This is a genomic window from Bacillus sp. CGMCC 1.16541, assembly GCF_003184905.1.
Taxonomy (GTDB): Bacteria; Bacillota; Bacilli; order Bacillales; family Bacillaceae_H; genus Priestia.
Map to the genome: position 1 here is coordinate 162,753 of NZ_KZ821206.1, position 22,789 is coordinate 185,541.

At 36.3% G+C, this 22,789-nt stretch carries 27 protein-coding genes; 6 read left to right on the top strand and 21 right to left on the bottom strand.

Annotated features, from left to right (window positions below):
• Positions 1-45 precede the first annotated feature (45 nt).
• Together DIS06_RS00870 and ispG are read left to right on the top strand one after the other, a co-directional pair.
• Positions 46-378 (top strand): hypothetical protein, encoded by a 333-nt coding sequence (locus DIS06_RS00870; protein WP_110111355.1) that lies wholly within the window; start codon positions 46-48, stop codon positions 376-378.
• Between the two features lie 143 nt (positions 379-521).
• Positions 522-1,625, top strand: coding sequence for a flavodoxin-dependent (E)-4-hydroxy-3-methylbut-2-enyl-diphosphate synthase (ispG, locus tag DIS06_RS00875; protein WP_110111356.1), 1,104 nt, complete (start codon positions 522-524; stop codon positions 1,623-1,625).
• A 36-nt stretch (positions 1,626-1,661) separates the two neighbouring features.
• Here the strand turns inward: ispG and DIS06_RS00880 are convergent, their stop codons facing one another.
• Positions 1,662-2,015, bottom strand: coding sequence for a DUF4190 domain-containing protein (locus tag DIS06_RS00880; RefSeq protein WP_110111357.1), 354 nt, complete (start codon positions 2,013-2,015; stop codon positions 1,662-1,664).
• Between the two features lie 143 nt (positions 2,016-2,158).
• Between DIS06_RS00880 and DIS06_RS00885 the strand changes: the two genes are divergently transcribed.
• Positions 2,159-2,731, top strand: a complete 573-nt coding sequence (locus DIS06_RS00885) for a hypothetical protein (RefSeq protein ID WP_110111358.1) — start codon at positions 2,159-2,161, stop codon at positions 2,729-2,731.
• A 22-nt stretch (positions 2,732-2,753) separates the two neighbouring features.
• On the opposite strand, the gene DIS06_RS00890 is transcribed toward DIS06_RS00885, so the two are convergent.
• Genes DIS06_RS00890 through DIS06_RS00900 form a run of 3 tightly spaced genes read right to left on the bottom strand, consistent with a single transcriptional unit; the run spans position 2,754 to position 4,779 of the window.
• Positions 2,754-3,167 carry a Fur family transcriptional regulator gene (locus DIS06_RS00890; protein ID WP_110111359.1) on the bottom strand — a complete coding sequence of 138 codons (414 nt, stop codon included), beginning with the start codon at positions 3,165-3,167 and terminating at the stop codon, positions 2,754-2,756.
• Positions 3,164-4,006 (bottom strand): metal ABC transporter permease, encoded by an 843-nt coding sequence (locus DIS06_RS00895; protein WP_110111360.1) that lies wholly within the window; start codon positions 4,004-4,006, stop codon positions 3,164-3,166. Before DIS06_RS00895 ends, DIS06_RS00890 begins: the two co-directional genes overlap by 4 nt.
• Complete coding sequence (locus tag DIS06_RS00900; protein ID WP_110111361.1) at positions 4,003-4,779, bottom strand: metal ABC transporter ATP-binding protein; 777 nt, start codon at positions 4,777-4,779, stop codon at positions 4,003-4,005. The genes DIS06_RS00895 and DIS06_RS00900 overlap by 4 nt, the downstream gene beginning before the upstream one ends.
• A gap of 273 nt (positions 4,780-5,052) precedes the next feature.
• Here DIS06_RS00900 and DIS06_RS00905 point away from each other — a divergent pair, with 273 nt between their 5' ends.
• Positions 5,053-5,304, top strand: a complete 252-nt coding sequence (locus DIS06_RS00905) for a DUF2624 domain-containing protein (RefSeq protein WP_110111362.1) — start codon at positions 5,053-5,055, stop codon at positions 5,302-5,304.
• 48 nt (positions 5,305-5,352) lie between these two features.
• Here DIS06_RS00905 and DIS06_RS00910 read toward each other — a convergent pair whose 3' ends face one another.
• Entirely contained in the window at positions 5,353-6,243 is an 891-nt protein-coding gene (locus tag DIS06_RS00910; RefSeq protein ID WP_110111363.1) for a deoxyribonuclease IV, read from the bottom strand.
• 180 nt (positions 6,244-6,423) lie between these two features.
• On the bottom strand, positions 6,424-7,734 hold the full coding sequence (locus tag DIS06_RS00915) for a DEAD/DEAH box helicase (RefSeq protein WP_110111364.1): 1,311 nt from the start codon (positions 7,732-7,734) through the stop codon (positions 6,424-6,426).
• Positions 7,735-8,018: 284 nt separating this feature from the next.
• Here DIS06_RS00915 and DIS06_RS00920 point away from each other — a divergent pair, with 284 nt between their 5' ends.
• Together DIS06_RS00920 and DIS06_RS00925 are read left to right on the top strand one after the other, a co-directional pair.
• Positions 8,019-8,579: a YqfQ family protein gene (locus DIS06_RS00920; protein ID WP_239421762.1), complete on the top strand. Its 561-nt coding sequence runs from the start codon at positions 8,019-8,021 to the stop codon at positions 8,577-8,579.
• Between the two features lie 208 nt (positions 8,580-8,787).
• Positions 8,788-9,738 (top strand): 4-hydroxy-3-methylbut-2-enyl diphosphate reductase, encoded by a 951-nt coding sequence (locus DIS06_RS00925; RefSeq protein WP_110111366.1) that lies wholly within the window; start codon positions 8,788-8,790, stop codon positions 9,736-9,738.
• 69 nt (positions 9,739-9,807) lie between these two features.
• On the opposite strand, the gene DIS06_RS00930 is transcribed toward DIS06_RS00925, so the two are convergent.
• The 15 genes from DIS06_RS00930 to DIS06_RS01000 all read right to left on the bottom strand — a co-directional run bounded on the left by DIS06_RS00930 (position 9,808) and on the right by DIS06_RS01000 (position 22,788).
• Positions 9,808-10,929 (bottom strand): Nif3-like dinuclear metal center hexameric protein, encoded by a 1,122-nt coding sequence (locus DIS06_RS00930; protein WP_110111367.1) that lies wholly within the window; start codon positions 10,927-10,929, stop codon positions 9,808-9,810.
• Positions 10,926-11,633: a tRNA (adenine(22)-N(1))-methyltransferase gene (locus tag DIS06_RS00935; protein WP_110111368.1), complete on the bottom strand. Its 708-nt coding sequence runs from the start codon at positions 11,631-11,633 to the stop codon at positions 10,926-10,928. Before DIS06_RS00935 ends, DIS06_RS00930 begins: the two co-directional genes overlap by 4 nt.
• Before the next feature lie 210 nt (positions 11,634-11,843).
• Positions 11,844-12,203, bottom strand: coding sequence for a cytochrome c550 (gene cccA / locus DIS06_RS00940; protein ID WP_110111369.1), 360 nt, complete (start codon positions 12,201-12,203; stop codon positions 11,844-11,846).
• A 191-nt stretch (positions 12,204-12,394) separates the two neighbouring features.
• On the bottom strand, positions 12,395-13,534 hold the full coding sequence (locus tag DIS06_RS00945) for an acyl-CoA dehydrogenase (protein ID WP_110111370.1): 1,140 nt from the start codon (positions 13,532-13,534) through the stop codon (positions 12,395-12,397).
• Between the two features lie 95 nt (positions 13,535-13,629).
• Positions 13,630-14,169 (bottom strand): hypothetical protein, encoded by a 540-nt coding sequence (locus tag DIS06_RS00950; protein ID WP_110111371.1) that lies wholly within the window; start codon positions 14,167-14,169, stop codon positions 13,630-13,632.
• An 82-nt stretch (positions 14,170-14,251) separates the two neighbouring features.
• Positions 14,252-15,379, bottom strand: a complete 1,128-nt coding sequence (gene rpoD, locus DIS06_RS00955; RefSeq protein ID WP_110111372.1) for an RNA polymerase sigma factor RpoD — start codon at positions 15,377-15,379, stop codon at positions 14,252-14,254.
• Positions 15,380-15,421: 42 nt separating this feature from the next.
• Entirely contained in the window at positions 15,422-17,236 is a 1,815-nt protein-coding gene (gene dnaG / locus DIS06_RS00960) for a DNA primase (RefSeq protein WP_110111373.1), read from the bottom strand.
• A 39-nt stretch (positions 17,237-17,275) separates the two neighbouring features.
• Complete coding sequence (locus tag DIS06_RS00965) at positions 17,276-17,677, bottom strand: DUF188 domain-containing protein (RefSeq protein WP_110111374.1); 402 nt, start codon at positions 17,675-17,677, stop codon at positions 17,276-17,278.
• 429 nt (positions 17,678-18,106) lie between these two features.
• Entirely contained in the window at positions 18,107-18,916 is an 810-nt protein-coding gene (locus DIS06_RS00970) for a pyruvate, water dikinase regulatory protein (protein ID WP_110111375.1), read from the bottom strand.
• A gap of 70 nt (positions 18,917-18,986) precedes the next feature.
• Positions 18,987-19,625: a transcriptional regulator CcpN gene (gene ccpN, locus DIS06_RS00975; RefSeq protein ID WP_110111376.1), complete on the bottom strand. Its 639-nt coding sequence runs from the start codon at positions 19,623-19,625 to the stop codon at positions 18,987-18,989.
• 316 nt (positions 19,626-19,941) lie between these two features.
• Positions 19,942-20,721 (bottom strand): DNA repair protein RecO, encoded by a 780-nt coding sequence (recO, locus tag DIS06_RS00980; protein WP_110111377.1) that lies wholly within the window; start codon positions 20,719-20,721, stop codon positions 19,942-19,944.
• Between the two features lie 28 nt (positions 20,722-20,749).
• The gene (locus tag DIS06_RS00985; RefSeq protein WP_110111378.1) at positions 20,750-20,896 is read right to left on the bottom strand and encodes a YqzL family protein; all 147 of its coding nucleotides are present in this window, start codon (positions 20,894-20,896) and stop codon (positions 20,750-20,752) included.
• Between the two features lie 116 nt (positions 20,897-21,012).
• The gene (gene era, locus DIS06_RS00990; protein WP_110111379.1) at positions 21,013-21,918 is read right to left on the bottom strand and encodes a GTPase Era; all 906 of its coding nucleotides are present in this window, start codon (positions 21,916-21,918) and stop codon (positions 21,013-21,015) included.
• The gene (locus DIS06_RS00995; protein ID WP_110111380.1) at positions 21,911-22,309 is read right to left on the bottom strand and encodes a cytidine deaminase; all 399 of its coding nucleotides are present in this window, start codon (positions 22,307-22,309) and stop codon (positions 21,911-21,913) included. Before DIS06_RS00995 ends, era begins: the two co-directional genes overlap by 8 nt.
• A 119-nt stretch (positions 22,310-22,428) precedes the next feature.
• Positions 22,429-22,788 carry a diacylglycerol kinase family protein gene (locus tag DIS06_RS01000; protein WP_110111381.1) on the bottom strand — a complete coding sequence of 120 codons (360 nt, stop codon included), beginning with the start codon at positions 22,786-22,788 and terminating at the stop codon, positions 22,429-22,431.
• Position 22,789 lies beyond the last annotated feature (1 nt).

Below are 22,789 nucleotides of genomic sequence, written 5' to 3' on the forward strand. Positions count from 1 at the left end.
GACAAGCATATGGTGTAATAAATAGAACGATTTAGGGGGATACAAATGAAACGATTATCAGTGTTAGCAGCTGTTGTCTTCATTGGATATATTTGTCATTACGATATTAAACATGGAACAATTCCTTCTAGTTATGAAGAACAACCCGCTCAAGAAGTGATGAATATGACAAAGCAATCAGTTGACGAAAACACAAAATCGTATAATATTGTAAAAGTACGTGCTGGAGATACCGTCCTGTCTATTATGGAACAACAATTAAAAGGTCCACTTCCTGTACCCATTAATCAACTCGTGAAAGATTTTAAGGAGTTAAATGAAATTGAAGCAGAAACTATTCAAGTCGGAAAAGAATATAAATTCCCAACTTACAAGTAATGGAACCTTAATAGTTGTACGTTAAATACAATCACTGATAAAATAAAAACAGTGAAGATTTTATACTAGTTATTTTCTCAATAACACGTTATTCTATTAATGAATTCAATTTCTTGATTTCGTTTCGAAGGAGAGATTAACACGTGAGTGAAATTATACATCGTACTAAAACACGCCCTGTTAAGGTTGGAAACTTAACAATTGGGGGCAATAATGAAGTCGTTATTCAAAGTATGACAACAACAAAAACACATGACATTGAAGCAACAGTTGCTGAGATTAACCGTCTTGAAGAAGCAGGTTGCCAAATTGTTCGTGTAGCTTGTCCTGATGAGCGAGCAGCCAATGCAATTGCTGAAATTAAAAAGCGTATTAACATCCCGCTTGTTGTCGATATTCATTTCGACTATCGCCTTGCTTTAAAAGCGATTGAAGGTGGAGCAGATAAAATTCGTATTAATCCTGGTAACATTGGACGCCGTGAGAAAGTAGAAGCAGTCGTAAATGCTGCAAAAGCAAAAGGTATTCCAATTCGAATTGGTGTTAACGCAGGTTCATTAGAAAAACGCATTTTAGAAAAGTACGGCTATCCAACGGCAGATGGAATGGTCGAAAGTGCTCTTCATCATATTAAAATCTTAGAAGATCTTGACTTCCATGATATTATTGTTTCGATGAAGGCTTCAGATGTTAACTTAGCTATTGAAGCATATGAAAAAGCCGCAAAAGCATTTGACTATCCTTTACATTTAGGTATTACCGAGTCTGGAACACTGTTTGCTGGAACTGTGAAAAGTGCAGCTGGATTAGGCGTTATTTTATCTAAAGGAATTGGAAACACAGTTCGTGTTTCATTAAGTGCAGACCCTGTAGAAGAAGTAAAAGTTGCACGTGAATTATTGAAATCATTTGGATTAGCTGCTAATGCAGCGACATTGATTTCATGTCCAACTTGTGGTCGTATTGAAATTGACTTAATTAGCATCGCAAACGAAGTAGAAGAATATATTTCGAAAATTAAAGCACCAATTAAAGTAGCGGTTTTAGGTTGTGCAGTAAATGGACCTGGAGAAGCTCGTGAAGCAGATATCGGAATTGCTGGTGCTCGTGGTGAAGGCCTTCTGTTCCGCAAAGGAGAAATTGTTCGTAAAGTACCTGAAGAAGTCATGGTTGAAGAACTGAAAAAAGAAATCGATAAAATTGCGGAAGAACATTTCGCAAAACAAGCAGCTGAACAACAACCATAAAAAAATCTTGGCGTAATGCCAAGATTTTTTTTATGCTTAAAAGAACGGTAAGATGAATGTCCCAATTAATATTGACACAACCCCAATACCAATCGACCATGCTCCAAGCGTTGTTGCCCCTTTTCTACGTGCGATAAATCCTAATATAATTCCAGCAGCACCTAGAATAATTGGCAGAAAGAATAACGAAAGAATGGATAAGATTAATGCTAATCGACCATATCCTTTTCCTTCATCGCTTCCGACAACTTCACGTTCATGTGCATGTTCACGCTCAATACGTTCATGACGTGGATGCACAGGTACAGCTACCTCAGCAGCTGTTTCTTCCATAAAATCAGACTCGTATTTCTTTTCATCATACTCTCTGTTATGGCGTTCATTCTCCATTGCTATCCCTCGCTTTCATTGTAAGGAGCATTTATAGTATGAATCAATTGTAAAGAAATATAGATGTTAATGTTTTCTTACTCCATCAAAGTGAAAAAGATATGATACACTAAAAACGAAAAGATTAGAAGGAGTGCGTACACTTGACTAAACGTTTTGGAATCGACATTGACGGAACAGTAACATGTCCGACTACATTTATCCCCTATTTAAATGAATCCTTTCAGTTAGACTTAACACTAGACGATATTACGGAGTATGACCTTACACCGTTTGTCGGTGTGACACAAGAGGAACTTGGAAAGTGGTTTTTAGAAAACGAATCCCATATTTACTCAAATGCTCCACTTGCACAAGATGCAAAAAAGGTTCTTAGTGATTGGCAAGCTGAACATGAGCTCTTTTTCATTAGCGCGCGTCACGATAAATTATTAGATGTCACAAAGGAATGGTTCACAAAGCAAAACTTGTCATTTCATCATATCGAATTGATTGGCTCTCATTATAAAGTAGAAACAGCAAAGCGTCTTGGTGTGGATATTTTCTTTGAGGATAAGCATGATAACGCCTGCGATATTAGTGAAGAATGTCAGATTCCAGTTATTTTATTTGACACTCCATATAACCGCGATCCGATCCCTAAAAACGTCATAAGAGTATATAATTGGATAGAAGCGAAACAATGGGTAAATAATTGGCTTCTGGAACACAAATAAGAGTGAGCACATATGCTCACTCTTATTTATTGCACTCATCGCACTTTCCATATATTTCAAATTTATGACCTGTTACATCAAAACCTTTTAAGTCTTCGTTCAAACTTTCCATTGGGCACGTAATGATTTCCTTTGTTCTTCCACAGTCTAAGCAGATAAAGTGATGATGATGCTCAGACATGGCACATTTAAAACGAAAATGCTTTTCACTTGAGAGTTCTGTCATTTCTAAAATTCCAAGATCAACAAAAAGCGATAAGTTACGATAAATCGTGTCAAAACTAAGACCCGGGTAATCACCCTTCATATACTCTAATACGTCTTTCGCCGTTAAATATTTATTTGTTTTCGAAAATAACGCTAACATTTCTTCGCGTTTTCCCGTATGCTTATACCCTTCGTTTTTCAACAAATGAATGGCTTCTGATAAGTTCATTTTCTTTTTCCACCCCATCCTTTATTTACACCAATTGATATAATTAAAATCAAGACAGCAATCATAACAATTGTACCACCTGGAGCTAAATCTAAGTAATAAGAAAGGAATAATCCGCCAAGTACAGATATTTCTCCAAATAAGACGGACAAAAAGATCGTTTGCTTAAATCCTGTCGCTAGACGAATACTAGCTGCTACTGGTAGTGTCATTAACGAAGAAACTAATAAAATTCCGACTACACGCATAGAGGCGGCAATGACTAACGCAACCATAATAACAAATAAAAAGTGAATCCATTTCGCTTTCACACCTGAAGCAGAAGCATGCTCCTCATCAAATGACAAAATAAACAGTTCTTTATAAAATGCAACAATTAATCCTAATACTAAGACGGCTATCCCAGTGATTGTATATAAATCAGAACGACTTACCGCACTCACACTTCCAAACAAATAATTAAATAAATCATTATTAAAGCCCTCTGCCAAAGAAATAAAAATAACACCTAACCCAATTCCACCCGATAAAATAATGGGAATTGCCAGTTCTTGATAATGTTTGTAAACGCCTCTTAGCTTCTCGATAAATAAAGAACCACCAACAGAGAACACCATCCCTAAATACAAAGGGTTTAGACCTTGTAATGCAGGGATTTTTTGACTTAACAGCAAACTAGCTGAAATACCAGCAAGTGTTACGTGACTTAGCGCATCTGCAATAAGTGAAAGTCGACGAACAACAATGAATACACCTAATAACGGCGCTAAAAAACCAATTAAAATACCTGTTAAAAAGGCATTCCGTAGAAATTCAAACTGCAACAAACTGCTAATCATACTAATTGACCTCCGTGGTTATGATCATGTGTTAAAACATGAACATGGTGGCCATAAAACATTGAAAGCTCGTGCTCGCATAAATGTTCAAACTCTTTTGCTTTTCCATGGAAATGAAGATGTTTATTTAAGCACGCTACATGCGTCACTTTCTCTGTAATTGTTCCAACATCATGCGTCACCAATAATAATGTAATGCCATGATCTTTGTTTAAAGACTCCAGCAATGAGTAAAAATTGTGTACATTTTGGCTATCTACCCCAACCGTTGGCTCATCTAAGATAAGAAGTTCAGGTTCACTCACAAGTGCCCTTGCAATAAATACACGTTGTTGTTGACCTCCTGATAGTTCACCAATATTACGATTGACAAATTCAGTCATTCCTACTGCTTCGATTGCTTTTAGTACTTTCTTTTTATGCTCACTATTCATAAAACGGAAAAGACCAATTTTTGATGTCAATCCTGTAGATACTACTTCAAACACAGTGGCTGGAAAACCTGTATTAAAACTATTTGCTTTTTGTGATACATAACCAATTTGACTTTTATCTCGAAATTTTTGAATGTCTTTTCCGAATAATCGAACTGTCCCTTTATATGGCTTGTGTAAGCCTAAAATACATTTAATTAGTGTCGATTTACCAGAACCATTTGGGCCTACTAAACCAAGGAAAGAACCTTTTGGGATCGAAAGGTTAATATCTTCTAACACCACTTGTCGATCATAACGAAAAGATACATTTTCGATTTCAATGACGCTCTCGCTCATTTACCTCACCATTCTTTTAATTGAATTTTCATGTAAACAATGAGAATGGGCCACGGTTCCTAAGAATCTCGTTGCCCATACATCTTGCATTGCTACCTTTATGAATGACCTGTTATATCCATCAGAATTGTTACGATTTAATCAATAATGTAGTATACAACAATCAGCTTAGAATGTAAACTAACTGATTTTATAGCACATAAATATTAGTGCCTTCATATAATGTTTATACGTGACTTTTCAAGTGATATCTACATCATAAGGAGGCGCACCATGAACATCATTCAAAAAGTAGTGAATCATAAAGTTAATAACATTAACGTAACAGAATTACTTAAATATAGTAAACAATACAACATTGCCCTTACAGAACAACAAGCAAAGGCATTAGTTTCAGTGATTAGAGAAAAACCAATTGACATTTATAATGTAGCCGAACGCCGAGAACTCATCAAAAAAATTTCTCAAGTGACAAATCCCGAAACTGCTAAGAAAGTGAACGAACTGTTTCAACAGCTTATGTAAAAAAGGTTGAGCGAAAAAGCTTATTAGTTTCTTTTTCGCTCAACCTTTTTATTGCATTAACTTTTCTTGTAATGTGGAATCAAATGTTTTAGCTTTTAACATCTCAATTTCTAGTTTGTAAGGTGGCTTTTTGTTCTTTTTATCTTCTCCTACATACGGTGTTTCTAAAATTTTAGGAACACTTGTTAAAGAATCGTGATGAACAATGTAGTTAAGTGCATCAAAACCAATGTGACCAAAGCCAATGTTTTCATGACGATCTTTTTTTGCTCCACAAACGTTCTTACTATCGTTCACATGTAACACTTTAATTCGGTCAATTCCAACGATTTTATCGAATTGATTTAACACTCCATCAAAATCATTGACGATGTCATATCCTGCATCATGAACGTGGCATGTATCAAAGCAAACCGATAACTTTTCATTATGTGTAACACCATCAATGATCATAGCTAATTCTTCAAAGCTACGTCCGCACTCAGACCCTTTGCCGGCCATTGTTTCTAACGCAATTTGCACTTCCTGTTCAGGTATTAGCACTTCATTTAGTCCTTCAATAATACGTTTAATCCCTACTTCTGCTCCCGCTCCTACATGCGCTCCTGGATGAAGCACAATTTGTTTTGCACCAATGGCTGCTGTACGGTGGATTTCAGATGCAAGAAATTCTATACCTAATTCGAATGTAGCTGGGTTTGTTGTGTTTCCAATATTAATAATATAAGGAGCATGAACAATAATGTCACTCATGCCATGTTCCATCATGTGCTTGAGTCCTGCTTCAATGTTTAAGTCTTCAATTTTTTTACGACGAGTATTTTGTGGAGCACCTGTGTATACCATAAATGTATTTGCTCCGTATGAAGCTGCTTCTTCACTTGCTCCGAGTAACATTTTCTTTCCACTCATTGAAACATGAGAGCCGATTTTCAACATTTTGACACCTCTATCTATCATAAATAACAATCAAATAAAAACATGCTTATCTTACCATAAGCAAATAACAAGATTCAAAACTAAGAGCATACTACATAAAATCCCTTGTCCTACAATCCACTTTAACGGGATGGTAAAAGCAAGGGATTTTATAGTCTCTTCTACAAGATAACCGATTAATTATTTACGCTTTGTACGCTTTTGTCTCTTTACAAACTTATTAATTTCTTCTTGTCTTTTGCGCTTGTAACCTGGCTTTACTTTTTTAGGCTTTTGAATGAATCGTTGTGCTTGTACACTGACTTCATCTACTTGTTTTTGACGGTTTTTACGTCGATTACGATCATCAAGGCTAATCCATTCTTCTTTTTGTAAATCTTTATTTACAAATTCGATTCCCATTTTCTCTAATCTTGCAATTGCATCTTCATCACTTGAATCATAAAGTGTCGCAGCGATTCCTGAGTAGCCAGCACGTGCTGTACGTCCTACACGGTGAATGTAAAAATCTAAATCAGATGGTAGCTCAAAGTTAATAACATGACTGACCCCTTCAATATCAATTCCACGTGCAGCTAAATCTGTTGCTACTACATATTGAAACTCTAAGTCACTAATTTGCTTCATCATTTTCTTACGCTCACGTGGTGCTAAATCTCCGTGAATGCGGCCAACGCGTAAGCCTTTTTGCGCTAAGCTAGTTGCTACTTCTTCTGCCATTTTTTTCGTATTTGTAAAAACAATCGCTAAATATGGATTATATGATAGCAACATATTGTGCAAGAGGGTTAACTTATTTCGATGTCTAGTTGGAACTAGCACATGCTCAATTTTTGCAGCTGTTGCTTGTTTTGGAGCAACATGTGTATATTTAGGATTTGCCATGTATTTTTTTAAGAATGGCTTTAATTTTTCAGGGATTGTTGCAGAAAAGACCAGAATTTGTAGCTCTTCAGGCATACTAGATGCCACGATGTCTACATCTTCAATGAATCCCATATCAAGCATTAAATCCGCCTCATCAACAACTAATGATGATGTTGTATGAACAAACAATGCATTCTCTTGTACTAAATCTTTAATACGACCTGGCGTTCCAACAACTACTTGTGGCTGCGTTTTTAACTTCTCAATCGTACGTTGTTTATCCGTACCACCAATGTAGCAACGAGCCGTTATTTGCTTGTCTTCTTCACAGAATTGAGTGACTTTTAACACTTCTTTATAAATCTGAGAAGCTAACTCTCTCGTAGGAGCTGTAATGACAACTTGTACTTCTTGCTTGCTTGAATCTACTTTTTCTAAAAGTGGAAGCAAATACGCATGTGTCTTACCCGTCCCTGTTTGAGACTGTCCAATTGCACTATCTCCCTTTAATAATGTTGGAATTAGACGCTCTTGGATCTCTGTTGGTTTATAAAAACCTAAATGTTTAATTGCATCTATTAAAAACGGTTGAAATTCAAAACGTTCAAAATTTGTTTTTTTCATAACCTTCTCCTTTATCTTTCTTGCTCACGTTCAATTTTTTTAGCACAATATATCATTATAGTCGATTTTAGCCTTTATGACTACTTCTCATTCATAATAATTGAGATAACCGACTCACTTTCTTCTTATTTCTTCTAACAAAGTTACGCACTTTGTATTTTCACATAGTATATAGTAAATACATTGTGAATGAAACTTACAAAAAGTATAAGTTTCATTTTATGCTTCACACGCATAACATAGTATGAATGAATCTTATTACGATAAGGGGGTGCTTACCTTTGATGAGGCGACAACCACCATTTCCTCCAAATATTCAAAGAGGCTTTCCACCACAACAATCATTTTACCCAACTAGGCAAATGATGAACCCACAAGGAATGAGTAGAGGACCAGGCGGTTTATTATCACGCATATTCGGTGGAGGTAGAGCCGTACCACCAGTGCAACAAATGATGAACCCTGGCACATCGACCTCGATGTTAAGCAACTTACAAAACCTAGCCAATCCTTCTTCTATTAGCTCGATGATGGGCAATATTCAAAGAGTATTAAAAGTAGCAGAATCAATGGGACCCATGGTTCAACAATATGGTCCACTCGTTCGAAACCTTCCTTCGCTAATTAAAGTTTATCAAGCCTTAAGAACGAGCGATGATTCTGAAGAAACGGTTTTAGAAGCAGAAACTGTTGATGTGACAGAAGACGCAAACGAAACAGAACAAGACACAACACCAGTAGGTATCGTCAGCACGTTACCAATGGATAACACTGATGCAACGTTTGAAGAAGAGTTCACTGTGCAACCTTCGAAAGGTTCTTCGACACCAAAGCTTTATATTTAAAGAAACAAGTTCAGAGTACAACGTATTACTCTACTTACATAAGCGGGAGACAAGAACTTACAAAGCTCTTGTCTCCCGCTTATGTATTAGGTGTTACACACGATTGGCTAGCTACATTATTTAATCTTTGTATTATTCAATGCTCTTTTATATAATAGATAAGAGTTTATTGTTACTCTTCAGAGTAAAATGAGGAGGATGCTATTATATGAAAGTAATGAAAATTGCACCACGTGGTTATTGTTATGGTGTTGTCGACGCAATGGTCATTGCACGCAACGCTGCTTTAGATAAATCACTGCCTAGACCGATCTACATTCTTGGAATGATTGTTCATAATAAACATGTGACCGATGCGTTTGAAGAAGAAGGAATTATAACGTTAGATGGAGCAAATCGTCTTGAAATCCTTGATCAAATCAACAGTGGAACTGTTATCTTTACTGCTCATGGCGTATCACCTGAAGTAAAGAAACGTGCGAAAGAAAAAGGATTAACAACATTAGATGCAACTTGTCCTGATGTAACAAAAACACACGACCTAATCCGTCAGAAAAAAGCAGAAGGCTATGAAGTCATCTATATTGGTAAAAAAGGACACCCTGAGCCTGAAGGTGCCCTCGGAGTTGCACCGGATATTGTCCATCTAATTGAAAAAGAAGCGGATGTTGAACAGCTAACTGTGAAAGCTAATAAAATCATTGTGACGAACCAAACAACTATGAGCCAGTGGGATGTTGCTGATGTAATGGAAAAGGTAAAAGAACGTTTTCCTCATGCAGAAGTTCATAAAGAAATTTGTTTAGCTACTCAAGTTCGCCAAGAAGCAGTGGCTGAGCAAGCTGGCGATGCTGATGTAACCATTGTTGTTGGAGATCCAAAAAGTAATAACTCAAATCGCCTAGCGCAAGTATCAGAACAAATTGCAGGCACAAAAGCTTATCGTATTAGTGACTTATCCGAACTTGATATCGAGTGGCTAAAAGGCGCAGAAACAGTGGCTGTAACCTCAGGTGCATCTACACCAACACCTATTACAAAAGAGGTTATTTCGTTCTTAGATCAATTTGAATACGAAGACGAAACCACTTGGAAGCGCGAGCGAAATGTACCGCTTTCAAAAATTTTACCTAAAGTAAAAGCAAAAAAAATGTCATAAAAAAAGAAGCTGAATCAGGTGTATAACCTTTGGATTCGGCTTCTTTTTTAGTTCGAATAATCATCCTTTTCACATGAATGTAAAAGGATTAGTATCTACTTCTGATGCAAAAATAGTACAATCAAAGTTCTTCTCTTTAAATATATTTTCTAATACACGAACAACACCTTGTCGCATCACCTTTTCAACATGATGACCTGGATCAACAACATTCAATCCCATCATCATCGCATCGTGAGCGACGTGAAAATAGAGGTCTCCTGTAACATACGTATCTGCACCTTGAAACTTTGCATTGGTAATATACTTATTTCCGTCTCCACCAAGAACAGCTACTTTTCTCACTTTATCATCTAAATCTCCTACTACGCGAACACCATCAACATCTAAGCATTTTTTCACATGTTGAGCAAACTCACGTAGTGTCATCTCGTGCTCTAATTGTCCAATTCTACCGAGGCCGTATGATTCTCCTTGATTATCAAGCGGATAAACATCGTAAGCGACTTCTTCATAAGGATGCGCTTGTTGCATAGCCTGAATAACTTTCTGTTGAATGTCTACTGGAATAATGGTTTCAATGCGTACTTCCTCAACTTGCTCCACCTTGCCTTGTTCTCCTATATAAGGATTTGTTCCTTCTAACGGCAAAAACGTTCCTGTACCTTCACTATTAAATGTACAATCACTATACTTACCAATATGACCTGCACCGGCCCTGCTCATTGCTTGTCTTACTTCATTTGCATGGCTTTTTGGAACAAACACAACTAGTTTTTTTAGTGTCACCGAACCTGTTGGAACGAGCACTTTTGTTTTTGTTAGTTGTAATGCCTCCGCTAAAAGGTCGTTTACGCCACCTTCAGCAATATCCAAATTAGTATGAGCGGCATACACAGCTATATCATGTTTGATACACTTTTCAACGATACGGCCTGAAGGTTGATCCGTCACAATATTTTTCATCGGTCGAAAGATGGGTGGATGATGAGCAATAATTAAATCCACTTTTCGTTCAATTGCTTCATCCACAACTTCCTCAAGTACATCTAGTGTAACCATGACATTTCTTATCGTTTTGTTTAATGTCCCGATTTGAAGCCCAATTTTGTCTCCTTCCATCGCTAAATGTTTTGGAGAAAACGACTCAAATGCTTGAATAACTTCAAATCCATTAGGTACTTTACTCATTTTAACGCCTCCTTAATGAGTACAATGTCTTTTTCAAAGCGCTCTTTCTTTACCTTCCCTTCAGAAGATACCGCTCCTTGACTCAATTGCGCGACAATCTGTTCAGCGTGCTTCAATTCGTGGTTCCACTTCTTTTTAAAAACATCACTTTTACGTTTCATTAAGATAGGCCCTAGCAACAGACCTGCTTCAACATTCCCACCATATACATCTAGGGGATTACCTTTTTCTGCGACAATGATCTCATAAATACGCCCATCATCTTCTAAAACTTTTTCATCTATAATAGCCCATTGGTGGTCAATTAACCATTTTCGAATATTAGAAGCCCCAATATTAGGTTGTAATACTAATCGTTTGACACCTTCTAATTTTTCCTTACCTTCTTCTAAAATGGTTCGAATGAGACTTCCACCCATACCTGCAATCGTAATACAATCCACTTCATTCGGTGAAATAACGGCTAGTCCATTTCCTTTTCGTACCTCAATGACATGCTCTAAGTCTGTTTTCTTTACTTGCTCACGGGCAGATTGAAACGGGCCATCTGTAATTTCACCAGCGATAGCACCTTTTATATATCCATTTAGATAGGCATAACAAGGTAGATAGGCATGATCAGAGCCAATATCAGCAATCATGGATTTTGGAATAATTGATTTTACTACTTCTTCAAGACGTTTTGATAATTTTAATTCATTCATACATTCACCTATTTTTCATTTTATCTCCTTATGATAAACGTTCCAAAAAACACTTTCAAGAAGAGTATCTACATTTCATTTTTACAGGAAGAGGCAAAGGGTCTAAATAACGATTTTTAACGTGTTCTACTGTTTGAGAAACTTAAATGAATATATAAAAACAAGCCCTTCCATTTACAGAAGAGCTTGTCCGGCTTTCACACTTTGAAACTATTTAATTTCAGCTAACCACGCTGCCATTTCCTCGGCTTTTTCTGCAGGAACTAAACCACCTGGCATTGAGCCTTTACCATTCACAACAATATCAGCAATTTCTTCTTGAGATAGCTTGTCACCAACACCCTTAAGTGCTGGACCGACACCACCTTGATATTGGTCCCCATGACATCCAATACAGCTCTGCTGATAAATCTCTTCTGGTGTTGCATCTGCTGTTTCTGTTTCTTTTCCGCCTTCTGCCTCGTCAGCCATTTGCTTTGCGTTATCAAGACCATTGAACGAAAGAAGAAACATAAGTCCAACACCAAAAACCATAATTAGAAAAAATGGTACGAGTGGATTTCGATTCATTTTTATACCTCCTTTTATGTATAGACCGTGACTAATAAATATGAACACATAGTATAAACACCCTCTATTTTACTTCAAAATAGATGTTAGTGAAAGCCTTTTATTAACATTATCTTCAATTTCACCAATTAGACAAAAATCGTAACCGCCCTATATGTATGCGGTTACGATTTTTTATGGTAAGTATAAGGTTAACAACCTACTTGTCTAGCAATTACCATACGCTGAATTTCAGATGTTCCTTCGCCAATCTCTAAAAGCTTAGCATCACGCATATATCTCTCAACTTGATATTCTCTCATATAGCCATATCCACCATGAATTTGAACAGCCTCACTCGTTACTTGCATACACATCTCAGAGGCAAATAATTTACACATAGACGCTTCTTTCGTAAAAGGACGACCTTGGTCTTTTAACCATGCTGCTTTATGCACCATGTTTCTAGCTAGCTCAATTTTCATTGCCATATCCGCTAATTTAAATTGAATCGCTTGGAAAGTTGACAACGATCGACCAAACTGTTTACGCTCTTGTGCATATTGCAATGCTCGTTCATATGCTGCTTGAGCAACTCCTACCGCCATCGCTCCAATCCCAATTCGCCCACCATCAAGCGTAACAAGGAATTGCTTAAAGCCTTCGCCACGCTTTCCTAGTAAATTCTCTTGTGGCACTCTCACGTCTTCTAAAACTAATTCAGTTGTGTTTGAAGCATGTAGACCCATTTTTTCATAATTATCGATTACAGTAAATCCTGGTGCGTCTGTTGGGGTGATAATTGCAGAGATTTCTTTCTTATCTCCATCTCGACCAGTAATAGCTGTTAGTGCTAAAAATTTCGCATAACTTGCATTCGTAATGTAGCACTTACTACCATTTAAAATAAAGTCGGATCCATCTTCAATTGCTTCTGTTTGTGTTCCACCTGCATCACTTCCAGCGTTGGGTTCCGTTAACCCGAACGCTCCGAATGACTCACCTGTACATAAAGGTGTTAAATACTTTTGTTTTTGCTCCTCTGTACCAAATAAATAAATTGGAGCTCCCCCTAATGAAACATGTGCTGAGTATGTAATACCCGTCGAACCACAAGCACGACTCAACTCTTCAACAACAATTGCAAAACTTACAGTGTCTGCTCCCCCACCACCGTACTCTTCAGGAAAAGGAAGACCCATAATTCCAAGCTCACTTAATTGCTTAAACGCTTCAATCGGAAATGCTTTTTCCTTATCACGCTGTTCTGCCCCTGGTGCTACCACTTCTTCAGCAAACTCTCGAATCGTTCGTTGAATCATCTTTTGTTCAGTTGTCAAATCGAAATTCATAGCCATCCCCCTAATGTACTGAATACGTTTACAATCTAATTATATAGTATAATTATTAATTTTCTCAACTTTTAAAACAATTTTAATATTTCGTGTTATAATAAAAGTGAAATTAAGATGATAACGATTCCAATTACACTAGCAATTATAAAATAAGACAACTGAAATTTTTTGCCCAAAGCTAACCAAAGAAGGCAGTGAATAAAGATTACTACCTTGACTATACCTGGTGAATCATAAAAATACATTTGCACCATTTTATGGGATTGCACTAATAGTAAAAGTGCACTTACCGTTAATCCAGTATGTAAAAACACCCCTTCTTTACGGTAGAAAATACTGCTTAAAAAGCTAATTAGGATAAAAATACTACTTAAGACCATTTGCAAAACGAATGACAATTCAGTAAAATAAATGACAAGTAGTTCAAATGGTAAAAAAAGCAAAATAAACAAAAGATGTAACTTGTTAAAACGTGTTAAGCAGCTATACGAGCCGTACTGATTTTCATCTCTCTCACCTTTTGTATACAACATCAATAAATAATCACAATAATGTTCAGGAAGTATTTTACTTTCTTTCCATATTTGTATTTCATTTATAATTAATTTATTTTTATCTGTATTCTTTGACATTTGTCTCACTCCAAAAAAAAGTGATTTACCCCTATCATAAGGAGTAAACCACTTCATGTAAATAACAAACCAAATATAATGTTTATTCTAGAAAGTCTTTTAATCGTTTACTGCGACTTGGATGACGTAATTTGCGTAAAGCTTTCGCTTCAATTTGACGGATACGTTCGCGGGTGACACCGAACACTTTTCCTACTTCTTCTAACGTACGTGTACGCCCATCATCTAACCCGAAACGTAAGCGAAGAACATTTTCTTCTCGATCTGTTAGTGTATCTAAGACATCTTCAAGCTGCTCTTTTAATAATTCATATGCTGCATGTTCGGAAGGGGAAGTTGCATCTTGATCCTCAATAAAATCTCCTAGATGTGAATCGTCTTCTTCACCAATCGGAGTTTCTAAAGATACAGGTTCTTGTGCAATCTTTAAGATTTCACGTACTTTATCTGGTGTTAGATCCATGTCTTCCGCAATTTCTTCAGGAGAAGGTTCACGTCCTAAATCTTGAAGCAATTGACGCTGTACACGAATTAGTTTATTAATGGTTTCAACCATATGAACCGGGATACGAATTGTTCTAGCTTGGTCTGCAATGGCACGTGTAATTGCTTGGCGAATCCACCACGTTGCATACGTACTAAACTTGTAGCCTTTTCGATAATCAAACTTTTCAACAGCTTTGATAAGACCCATGTTTCCTTCTTGAATTAAATCTAAAAACAGCATTCCACGACCAACATAGCGTTTGGCAATACTTACAACAAGACGTAAGTTTGCTTCTGCTAAACGACGTTTTGCTTCTTCATCACCTTGTTCAATACGCTTAGCTAATGAAATCTCTTCTTCAGCAGATAATAAGTCAACACGCCCAATTTCCTTTAAATACATACGAACAGGATCATTGATTTTCACACCTGGAGGTACACTTAAATCATTTAAATCGAATTCTTCTTCTTTGGATAAGTCTTGGATATCTGGATCATTGTCATTTGTTTCCGATTCACCCATAACCTCAATACCTTGCTCCCCAAGAAATTCGTAATACTCGTCCATTTGATCTGATTCTACTTCAAAGTTTGCCATGCGCTCAGCAATTTCTTCGTATGTTAATACACCACGTTTTTTTCCTATTTCGGTCAATTGATCTTTCACTTGTTCGAGCGTTAACTCGGATTCAAGTTCTTTTGAATGAGCTGATTTTTCAGCCATCAGATCCCCTCCTTCCAAAATTTTAAGAAACAATGATTACAATCATGCTTTTAAAGTTTTTTTCAACTGAATAATTTCCATTGCAATTGAAGCAGCTTTCAAATAATCTTTTTGTCTTTCCGCTTCATGTTTTTCTTTTTCTTTTTCTTTTATCTCTAACAGCTTTGGATGAGTCAATACTTGTTGAACATAATCATGTAAAGCTTGTTCTGATAGTTCTTCATTGATAGATAGCATGGCAATTTCTGAAGCTAACCTTGCTAATGTTCCATCAGGTAGCTTTTCCATAAATATGCTTAAATTCGGTTCGTATCCTTCTTCATAAAATGCATAAATGTACATCACTAATGCTCGATGCTCTTCTATATTAAAATTCCCTTGAATCCACTCTTGAATTCGATGTGCAACATCTCTGTCCTTTAACATATAAGCAATAAGCAATCGTTCAGCATTTTGGTATGCAGGTAATAATCTTTTTTGAAAGCTAGGTTGTCTAGCTATATTATTTCTATTCCCAGCATCATTATCCTTTTTGTTTCTTGAAAAGCTCGACATCTGACTTTTTTGCTGTTGCAAAGCATCTAAAGAGATTGAAAACTCCTGAGACAATTGCCTCAAATAATGTTCTTGTTCCACAGCTTTCGTTAATTGGCTGATTTCCTTTAAGACAGCTTCAATGTATTGCATTTGCTCTGCTTCATTTTGAAGGTTTTTGCCTCTTCTTAAATAACGCATTTTAAACGCCATCAACGTTAAGCTACCATCAATCACTTCATTTTTAAATCGCTCAGGTCCCTGCTCTTTTATATAATCGTCAGGATCATACCCTTGAGGCATAACAGCTACTTTTACTGTGCAACCGAATTTTGTCAGGATATGAGCAGCTTTATAAGCAGCTTCTATTCCAGCATGATCTGAATCATAGCAAATGACTACAGACTCAACATTGCGTCTAATAATTTTAGCTTGTTCATCCGTTAATGCTGTCCCCATTGTTGCAATTGAGTTTGGACACCCAGCCTTCACAGCAGATATGACATCGGCAAAGCCTTCAAACAATAGAACTTGTTGATTTTTACGAATATGCTTTTTCGCTCGATGAAAATTATAAATGGTTTTCCCTTTATTAAAGATCGTGGTTTCAGGGCTATTCAAATATTTTGGTTGCCCTTCAATGTTTTCTAACAAACGACCAGAAAAGGCAATCGTTTTACCTTGTAAGTCAGCAATAGGAAACATAACTCGTCCACGAAAGCGGTCAAAAAATGCGCCATCTTTTGCTCGCTTGGCTAACAAGCCTGCCTTCTCCATCTCCGTTAATTGAAAGCCACGCTTTGTGAGGAACTTCGTAATAAACTCCCACGAGTCTAACGAAAAACCAATCTCAAATTCATCAATTGTTTCTCGCGAAAACCCTCGCTCCATTAAATAGTCGTATGCTTGTTGGCCTTCTTTTGTATTTACTAATAAATGATGGTAAAATTTCTTTAAAAGCTCATGAGCTTCAACCATCCGATTAGTTGGTTTATGTTCATTAAAAGATGCCTCGGGTTGAACTTCGTGTTCAAATGGAATGTCAGCTTTATCAGCCAACTGCTGCGCCGCTTCTAAAAATGTCAATCCTTCTAATTCCATTAAAAAAGAAAACGAATTTCCTCCTGCTCCACACCCAAAGCAATGATAAATTTGTTTTTCGGGTGATACAGAAAAAGAAGGTGTACTTTCTCCATGAAACGGACATAGACCAAAATAATTTCGTCCTTGCTTTTTCAGCTGTACATAATCACTAATAACATCGACAATATCAACCGAATGCCGAATACGATCAATTACTTCATCAGGGATTCGATTTGTCATTATAACAGCTCCGTCTTTCTTAGTATTCTTCATAAAAAGCTAAATTCCTGCAAGTTTCGACAACAGTCTACTCAAAGACTTTCTAAAGCGTTGCCTATCTTCTTCTGTGAACGATTTAGGCCCTTTTGGATAACGTCCTGCCCTTCGCTCCTTTGCAGAAACATATCGAAAAAAAAGCACCGTATTCATATCCTCTTCACTATATTGCTTTCCACGTGGAGAAATGACATAAACACCACTCTTTAATAAAATACTAGCCAACGCTGTATCTTGAGTTACGACAATATCGTGCCTCTTTGCATGATTGACAATGTATAAGTCGACCGCCTCTTTATCAGCATCAACATATTTCCACTCTCCGCCAATTGGATTACTTTGAACATGCGCGTACGAAGCGATGAATAATAGATCTGTACGATATGTATGTGCAAGTTCAACAATTTCTTTTTTGACAGGACATGCATCTGCATCGACAAAAATTTTAAACTTTCTCTCACTATAACTCTGTATTCTACATCCCTCCGTAGATTCCTTCTAGTATTTTGTAATTTAGTGTAGATTGAGTTTGTCGAATACTTTTTTCGCCCTTTACTTGACATTTATATAAATAGTTTATTCGTTCTAGACAAAGTCTAAACCTAAAACTATTCTTTTTTATCACAATTTTTTATTATAATATAAATGATTCTGATTTTCTAGACAAAAATACTGGTTTTTAATTAATGTTATGTACTTCCATACTATACTGAATCAAGCTCTTCCTTATGAACGTTTTTTAACAATGGTAAAAACCGTCCCCTTACCGTATGTACAAGTTAGAGTAATGTGGTAGAGGACGGTTTATTTACTATGCAACTGTCGGTAAAAACATTACGAAGAAGGATGCTGGATAAGGTTTAAGATAATACCCGCTGTTTCTTCAACTGCTTTATTTGACACATCAATCACTGGACAACCAATTTTTTCAACAACACTTTCAAAGAATGTAAGCTCTTCTTTAATGCGATTAATGTTCGCATAAATTGCTTTATCATTTAAACCTAGTGATTTTAATCTTTCTCGACGGATATTATTTAACTTATTTGGGCTAATAATAAGTCCGATGCATTTTTCAGGCGAAACTTGAAACAGCTCTTCCGGTGGCTCTACTTCTGGGACGATCGGTACGTTTGCTACTTTTAATCGCTTGTGTGCTAAAAACTGTGATAAAGGTGTTTTTGATGTACGTGATACCCCTAAAAGAACAATGTCCGCACGCAAAATCCCACGTGGATCACGACCATCATCATATTTAACAGCAAATTCAATAGCTTCAACCTTTTTGAAGTAATCTTCATCTAATTTACGTACCATTCCCGGCTCAAAGCGTGGTTGCAACTGGTATGAGTGCTGAATGCGGTCAATTAAAGGCCCAATAATATCTAACACTTCGACACCAGACTTTTCAGCTTCATTAATTAGAAACTGACGCATGTCCGGCTTCACAAGTGTAAAGCCAATGATGGCATTATTTAATTTAGCAATTGACACAATTTCTGCTAAAGTTGCCGTATCCTCTACATACGGTACACGTTTAATTGTCATATTTGACATTGTAAACTGACTTAATGCAGCTTTTACAACTAACTCAGCTGTTTCACCTACAGAATCTGAAACCACATAAATCATTGGGTTGTTCATCTATTTGCACATCCCCTTTTTTAAATCTTAAAACATTTATTTTTTATACCAAATAATCGAATTACTTACTCTATAATACCTCATCATTGGCCAATGCGACTAATAATTTTGTAATATTCGTTTTCGTAATGCGCCCAATTACCTCAAAACCATGTTCTGCTTCTTTGACAACAGGAATCGCATCAATTTGCTTTTCGATTAAAATTTGCGCAATGTCAATAAGTAAGTCTTCTTTTTTACAAAATGTAATGTTCGGCATACGCGTCATAATAATATGCACAGGGATTGACGTTAATTCTTGTTTTCCGATACTAGCTCTTAATAAGTCTTTTCTTGATAAAACTCCTACGATCACAGAATGCTCATCAACTACAAATAATGTACCGACATCTTCTAAAAACATCGTACAAATAGCATCATAGACCGATACATTCTCATTTACGACAACTGGAATAGATTGATATTCTTGCACCTGTATTTTTTTGATTTTGTCTGTTAATAATTGCGCACCCGTTTTACCCGTATAGAAATAACCTACTCTGGGTCTGGCCTCTAAGTAACCCGCCATTGTCAATATAGCTAGATCAGGCCTTAATGTTGCACGAGTTAAATTAAGCTTATCAGCAATGTGTTCCCCTGTAATCGGTCCTAAATCTTTGACAATTTGTAATATTTGCTCTTGCCTTTTATTTAGTTCGATTGTTCTCACCACCTTACAAAGTAAAAAAGTTACAATGTGTTATACTATTTCTAAAAACATTATATACTTTTTTCAGAAAAGTAAAAGAATAATGATGCAAATTACAAAGAAATATTTTTTATTACTTACGTGTAGTACGATTTTCTCGCATAAATAGGATCATTAGAAAATTTTTATTCAAAGCGGAAAAACCGCCCCTTTTGAGACGGCTGTACGTTAATCATCAGCGTTTCTGAAATGAAATCATACCATATTATCTTAAAAAACGTAATCATTTTACTTTAACATCTTGTAAAGAATATCAACCTGTCGAAATCATTTCCACCTAATGCTTTTTATAATTGTTCGATTCACTAAATGTTTCTCTTAGTTTTTCCACTTGATTTAAAAAACGCTTTGTTTTCAAAAATAGTCCAGAATACTCTTCATAATAACTATCAATCATTAGTTTTAATTGTCTTTTTGTCTCTTCTTTGACTGAGATGGATCCCAATCTTTGTAAATCTATGTAGTAAAACAACCGAATTAGTTTTATAGCAATTGGACTTACCCTTAAGTGATAAGGATCTTTCTCTACACAACGGTGACAAATCAAACCATTTTCCCGAATTGAAAAGCCGAATACGCCATCGTTTGACTGACAAAATACACATTCGTTTAATGATGGATACAGTCCTAACGCATTTAACATTTTCATTTCATAAATATAAGTTAGTACATCTAGGTCATAGCCTTCATTCATATAAGATAACGTTTGATATAAAAGCTCAAACAAAAACGGATTGGGCTTATTATTTTCAGTAACCTTATCCGTCAATTCTATAATATAAGAAGCATACGCGGTACAAAAAATGTCTTCGCGTATGCTTCTCATAGAAGAAATAACCTCTCCTTGATGAAGAGTTCCCATGCCTGACCCTGCTTGTACAAAGAAATGACCATAAGTAAATAATTGAGTGGAGGCAGACAAACGACTACTTGGCTTTTTAGCGCCTCTTGCCATGAGACCTACCTTTCCTAACTCACGTGAGTATATTGTGACAACTTTGTTAGACTCACCATAATCATTCGTACGAATGACTATTCCTTCACATTTTTTAAACAAATTTGGTCACCTACCAACAGATGGAAGGTCAAGAAATTGGTAAATCGAGATTTTGAATCTCCTCATTGATATATGCTTCGGGTGTTTCAAAGCCTTCTTGTTCAATCTCCTTAAAGAGAAGATAGGTATCTACATTACCTGTATTCGAAAACACTTTCCAGGTAAAATCCAACATAAAAAACCCCACCTTTCTAATCATGACGATCAGATACATACTCCAATTCCTTATATTTATGATGACCTTCCAACCTAAAAATCATGTAAAACAAATTTTGTAAAATTTATCTTATTTTAATACTCGTCTTCTTTAAATCCATAGTCTCTTAGATGCGTGAGACGATTACGCCAATCTTTTTGTACTTTCACCCATAATTCAAGAAAAACACGTGATCCAAGCAAAGCTTCAATATCGCCACGAGCACGCTGTCCTACTTCTTTGAGCAACTTTCCTTGCTTGCCAATTACAATTCCTTTTTGTGAATCTCTTTCTACAACAATAGTTGCGCCTACGTACACAGCACCATTTTCTCTCGTTTGCATCGAGTCAATGACCACAGCGATGGAATGTGGAATTTCTTCTCGCGTTAAATGAAGTACTTTTTCGCGAATTAATTCCGCGACAATAAATCGCTCAGGGTGATCCGTTACTTGATCTGCCGGATAATATTGTGGTCCTTCCGGCAACACTTTTTTAATCTGATCTAACAAGCGATCTACATTGTTTCCTTGTAAAGCAGAAATAGGAATAATTTCTGCAAATGAGTGTAAATCTTTATATGTTTCAATTAACTTGAACAACTCATCAGGGTGAATTTCATCTATTTTATTGATGACTAAGAAAACAGGCGTCTTTGTTTCTTTTAACCGTTCAATAATAAACTCATCTCCACGCCCAAAGCCTTCAACAGCATTGACCATAAATAATACAAGGTCTACTTCTTTTAATGTATTTTGTGCAACTTTCATCATGAAGTCACCAAGCTTATGCTTTGGTTTATGTATACCTGGCGTATCAATAAATACGATTTGAGCTTCATCTTCTGTATACACGCCTTGAATTTTATTTCTTGTTGTTTGCGGCTTGTCACTCATAATTGCGATTTTTTGGCCAATAACACGATTTAAAAATGTTGATTTCCCTACATTAGGTCTTCCAATAATGGAAACAAAACCTGATTTGAACTCTTTATTACTCATTTAAATCCTCCGGTGAAAATGCTCCTGGCAACAATTCTCCAACTGTTAACTCTTGTACATCTCCATGTAAATTTGTTAAATATACTTTCATATCTTTTGAGCATAACTCTGAAATGACTTGTCTACACGCTCCACAAGGTGGGACAGGACGCTTTGTATCAGCTACAACAGCGATAGCCTCATAAGTTGTATCACCTTCTGAATACGCTTTAAATAACGCCGTACGTTCAGCACAGTTACACATGCTATAAGCAGCATTTTCGATATTACAGCCATGGTACACTTTTCCATCATTTGTTAGTAACGCAGCTCCTACTTTGAACTTCGAGTAAGGTACATAGGCAAATTCTCTTGCTTTCTTTGCTTCTTCCATTAACATCTGCTTGTCCATTTTGTCTCTTCCTTTCACAAAAAGCATATCTATTGTAAATCATTACCCTCAAAAGTGAGAAAAAAACCTTTTCTTAAGTGAATACATCTTATCAAAAACCTTGTCAAACAACAACATTGTTAAAAGATATATTTCAAAAACACGATACAACCGATAATCACTGAAGCAACTGCATAAACCAAAACAGCTCCAGCTGCTGCATCCTTTGCGACTTTGGCTAACGGATGATGTTCTTCCGTTACTAAATCAACCGTTTTTTCAATTGCTGTATTTAGTAATTCTAAACTCCACATCCCGGCGATTAACACCATGATGGTTATCCATTCAAAATAACTAATTTGAAAGTAAATACTTGCTCCAAGTACAAGCACGGAGACAAGAACGTGAATTTGCATATTTTGTTCTGTCTTTATAACATGTCTGATTCCTTGCCATGCATAGCCAAAGCTTCTGAAAAGCCTTTTGACCCTAGTATTCATC